The sequence below is a fragment of the Rhizobium azibense genome (assembly GCF_004342325.1).
In the GTDB taxonomy this organism is placed as follows: Bacteria; Pseudomonadota; Alphaproteobacteria; order Rhizobiales; family Rhizobiaceae; genus Rhizobium; species Rhizobium etli_B.
Genome location: NZ_SMBJ01000037.1, coordinates 1 through 4437, shown reverse-complemented (window position 1 = coordinate 4437; position 4437 = coordinate 1). Strand labels below are relative to the sequence as shown.

The 4437-nt window shown below is 57.2% G+C and carries 1 protein-coding gene and 1 pseudogene; both read right to left on the bottom strand.

Features of this window, described 5'->3' with window-relative positions; genetic code table 11:
* A pseudogene (locus EV130_RS32310) lies at nucleotides 1–1887 on the bottom strand (Ulp1 family isopeptidase); the annotation flags it as partial.
* A 761-nt stretch (nucleotides 1888–2648) separates the two neighbouring features.
* Nucleotides 2649–4064 carry an ISNCY family transposase gene (locus tag EV130_RS32300; RefSeq protein WP_026188840.1) on the bottom strand — a complete coding sequence of 472 codons (1416 nt, stop codon included), beginning with the start codon at nucleotides 4062–4064 and terminating at the stop codon, nucleotides 2649–2651.
* Nucleotides 4065–4437: the final 373 nt, after the last annotated feature.

The following is a 4437-nucleotide window of genomic DNA, read 5'->3' as shown; positions in this document are numbered from 1 at the left end:
GTTGGCGAAGCTATCAATCATGAGGGCGTCGTCGGGATGGGGATCATGCTGTTTCAACTGCGACTCAGCGCCTAGATACTGCCGCAGCCGATCGAAACTCACGCTTATTCTTTTTCCTTCAGCGTTGGTAAAGTTACTGTAATCGTCCTTTAACGACTGTTGCTGCTGATCACTGCCAGTCAAGCGACTGCCTATGCTCCCCCGACCCTTCTTTCGGAGCCAATCACTAAACCTCCGTTGATTGCTGGCCAGATTCAAGACGACTTTCCTCTGCGAAGTCGAGTTCGATCCGAGCTTGCTCAGCGCTTCCTTGGCTAGGTCATCAATGATGCGGGCGTCGTCGGGATAAGGATCATGCTGTTTCAACTGCGACTCGGCGCCTAGATACTGCCGCAGCCGATTGAAACTCACGACCACTTTTTTTCCTTCCTCCTTGGTAAAGGCCCTAAAATCCTCCTGCAACGACCGTTGCTGCTCATCAGTACCGGTGAGTCGGCTGACTATGCTCCCCCTGCCCTCCCTTTTGAGCCAATCGCTAAATTTTCGTTGGTTACTGGCATTTTTCCGGGAAGTCGAGACCGGTCCGAGCTTACTCTGCTCTTCGTTGGCCAAGGCCTCAATAATGAGGGCGTCGTCGGGATAAGGATCATGCTGCTTCAACTGGGACTCGGCGCCTAGATACTGCCGCAGCCGATCAAAACCCACGTTTATTCTTCCTTCAGCCTTGGTAAAGCCCCTAAAATCGTCCTTCAACGACCCTTGCTGCTGATCACTGCCAGTCAGGCGACTGGCTATGCTCCCCCTACCATTCTTTTGGAGCCAATTGCTAAACCTCCGTTGATTTATGGCCGTAATCCGGACAACATTCCTCTTGGAAGTCGAGTCCGATCCGAGCTTGCTCAGCTCTTCGTTGGCGCAGCCATCAATCATGAGGGCGTCGTCGGGATAAGGATTATGCTGTTTCAACTGGGACTCGGCGCCTAGATACTGCCGCAGCCGATCGAAACTCACGACCACTTTTCCCTCGGCCTCGGTAAATTTCCTAAAATCCTCCTGCAACGACCGTTGCTGCTCATCAGTACCCGTGAGTCGGCTGACTATGCTCTCCCTGCCCTCCCTTTTGAGCCAAGCGCTAAATTTTCGTTGGTTACTGGCATTTTTCCGGGAAGTCGAGACCGGTCGGAGCTTACTCCGCTCTTCGTTGGCCAAGGCCTCAATAATGAGGGCGTCGTCGGGATAAGGATCATGAATTCGGCGGCCCATCAGGCGCGGCCCAGGTCCAACGGCTTGGAGTTCTTGCCCCTCAGGCGAGAGCCTCCTGAAATGAGACAGTGCTGAGTTAAGACGCTTACGATCGTCCCCACCGTTTGCCCAGTAATCCGCGATATCACCGGCTAGCGAATCTGGATCGTTTAAAAGCCGAGAAGCCATCGAATCTCTGTTTTCTGCTCGGAGCCAACGAGCGAACCTCCTAAGAATCCCTAAATTGTTCTCGACGGTAGCCTCGGGAACCCTTCCGTCCCCTCGGCCGACGCTACCGTCGGGTAGAATTTCGTAGTTTCGGACTGCTTCCGCGAACTGGTTGATACGGGTCTCGTCATCAGGATGCATGTCTCGGTCGGCGGGGCGACCACGCTTGCGAACCTTGGTTGAGGCCACGTGAGTCTCCGTTGCGGCATCGACGTCTTGCTGCCCCGAACCCCTCTCCGGCGCCAGCGACTGCGGCGTCACTCGCATCGAACCGCCCACGGAACTGCGACGCGGCACACGGTCGCCGGCGTCACTATCGTGCGAACCGAGGCGCAAGTCGGTCGGATCCTGTTCCAGGTCTCGGCTCTCTGAATAGTAGTCGTCGATCCAGGCGTCCGTCTCGAAAGCTCCGGTCACGCCTTCGATCCACCCACTTACTTCGCGAGAATCGTCATCGCGCGGCGGGTTCCGTCTTGGGTACATCGATGCCGTTCCTCCGAAATTCAAATTTGGAACCTCGATCCTAATGCCTGCCGACCGCCGCCCAGCATGCTAAAGCCAGATCCAATCATGCCCTCAAGGCATGGCCGAACACCATATGGCGACGGCTTGCCGACAATCGTCTGCACTCGACCATCAGGCCGGCACATGGCTTGAGAGGCTCGCCAGCTTGCCGCTTGCCATGCGGAGCCCGCTAAAATTGGCCTTCATTTAAGCAGTTTCGGGTGATGTGTGGAACATGCAGCGCGAAGGGTGCCGTCAGAATTTCCGATTCCAACCAATCTTTCCGCCGGCCTTTCTGATTTCGCCGCCTCAGGCAACGGAACCATTGCGGTGTAGCTGCTGACAGAACCCGTTGCACGCCTGATAGTTATGCGACCTATGGGGCGGCGATCAGGATGAGACGCCGTATTGCCTCACCCAAGAGTGTTCCCGGAGAATAATGTCGTTGCCTCACTCGATGTTTTCGAATGCCTCACGGGTTGTTCCGATCGTATCCCCGCACCTGGTGCAGGTGACGGAGGTAGCGAAGCCGCTCGCGAGCGCGCCTCTCAATAGCGCTGTAGCGAGCGGGCGGCTTCGCGGGCGGTCATCATGTTTTCCGGTGGGGTCGGTTGTCGAAGGCCAACCTGGCGGTAAGAGCGCGGATGACGATCCTGTATTGTTCGGTAATGATCTCACTGCCCGACCTCTATACTTTCCGTCTGCCGCGCGGCATCGGCGAATGGCCCGAACACCAGCGCATTGGCCTGTGTACTGCGCCAGATTTTCATTCGGCGCTGCACGGTCCGAATGAGGCCGTCGGGATACACGCCGGGGCATTTGACCTGCAAGCGTTCAAGCAACTCTCGCGAAGTTCGCCAAGGCTCCGCCTCGAACCATTCCTCGAGTTCGGCAGTGACGGCGAGTAGAGGATCGGGCCTCCGCCGCTCTCGCTTGGCCGCTGGCTTGGAGCGGGCAGTCGGTTTCACTTCACCACCACGCCAAGCAATCCGTAAGCCAGAAAGAAAGTCTTCGAGCGTCAGGTACATCGCCTTGAGCCAAAGGCATGTATCCTCCGGCGTGCGTGGGTCGTCAAACAGCCGCTGGAAGAGTGTGGCAGGACGATGATAGCGCTTGATCACCTTGGCTCCGTCACGGTGCTTTTCTTCCAGCTTGACTGATGGCTGAAAGAAATTCACGAACAACCGCATTGACGAATAAAGCTTGGCCAGCTCCCGAGTGGCTCGCAGCCCCTCGAAGCGTCGGTATCCAACGATCTTGCGCACGATTGCGCCATTCTTCTGCTCGACAAATGCCTGATCATTCTTTCGGTAAGGGCGGCAACGGGTAAGTTCGATATTATCGCGCAAGCAATACTCATGAACACTCTCGTTCATGAACACACTGTCGTTATCGGTGTCGAAGCCCAGCAGCGGGAACGGCAGCAACTTGCGCAGTTCGGCCAACGCAGTGATCAGTACCGTTTGCTCGCGAACCAGCAGCGGCGCGCATTCCGTCCAGCCCGTGGCTATATCTGTCAACACCAGCGTTTGCGAGAAGGCACCCCTCGGGTACGGGCCGGAATGAGAAACGAGGTCAGCTTCGACAAAGCCAAGTGCGGGGTCATCCCAATCCGAGAAGGTTCGAACGGGAACACTACGCCGAATCGCTGTTGATCCTTTCCGGCGCCGCGGACCCGTGGCGCTCGCTTTAATCTCCTTGAGGACCCGATCAATCGTCGCTGGGCTCATCGTCAAGAGTCGCCGGCGCGTCTCGCTATTCATATCGCCGTGTCCATGACGTTCCATCGCTTCGATTAGTGTTGGCAACAGGGGGTGTAGTCGCTTGCCGCAAATTCGATCCGACGCCTCCCAAACAACGACGAGCGCTGCCCGCACGTCGTCGCCGTAAACCCGGCGCCCTGGCCGAGGACCACCCTTCGCCGGTTTGCGTTCTCCTCGCAGCAGTCGCATCGCATGCTTGCGATGAAAGCCCGTGAGCGCCACGAACTCGTCTAACATCCTCGCCTTCTCGGCCCGCCCGCCTAACACATAGCGACAACTGATCGCTGCCACCAATTCCGCACGTGTCGCCATGCTGACCTTCCTCATCACAGCTCCCGAGGTTGATTCGGCGGGAGCAATTTAGATGAGGCAATAACCCATTCTCAGGGAGCAGTTCAGGCGAGGCAATGCGCGCGACAAACTGGCGGTGCCTTTGATTGTCGCGAATGAGGCTGGCCTGCCGCGCCGGCGTTTGACCCCCATGGGTGGAACGTCGTCGATAGCTTTCAACGTTCATTTCGAATGATCGTTGCGTGATGAACAAGTCGGTCCACCGCGGCACCCGCCCGCAGGCATTAGTTGCAGGATACGGGTCGGCATCGAGCACCCAACTCACACGTTGGCTCATGATCGCTGTATGAAATGCATCCGGCGCCATGGGCGGGTTTCGTCCTGGCCTGAAGCCATAGTAGAACCCGCA

What these genes read in the sequence shown, in the direction of transcription:
- EV130_RS32300 (WP_026188840.1), bottom strand. Translation starts at nt 4,064, where the DNA reads ATGAGGAAGGTCAGCATGGCGACACGTGCGGAATTGGTGGCAGCGATC.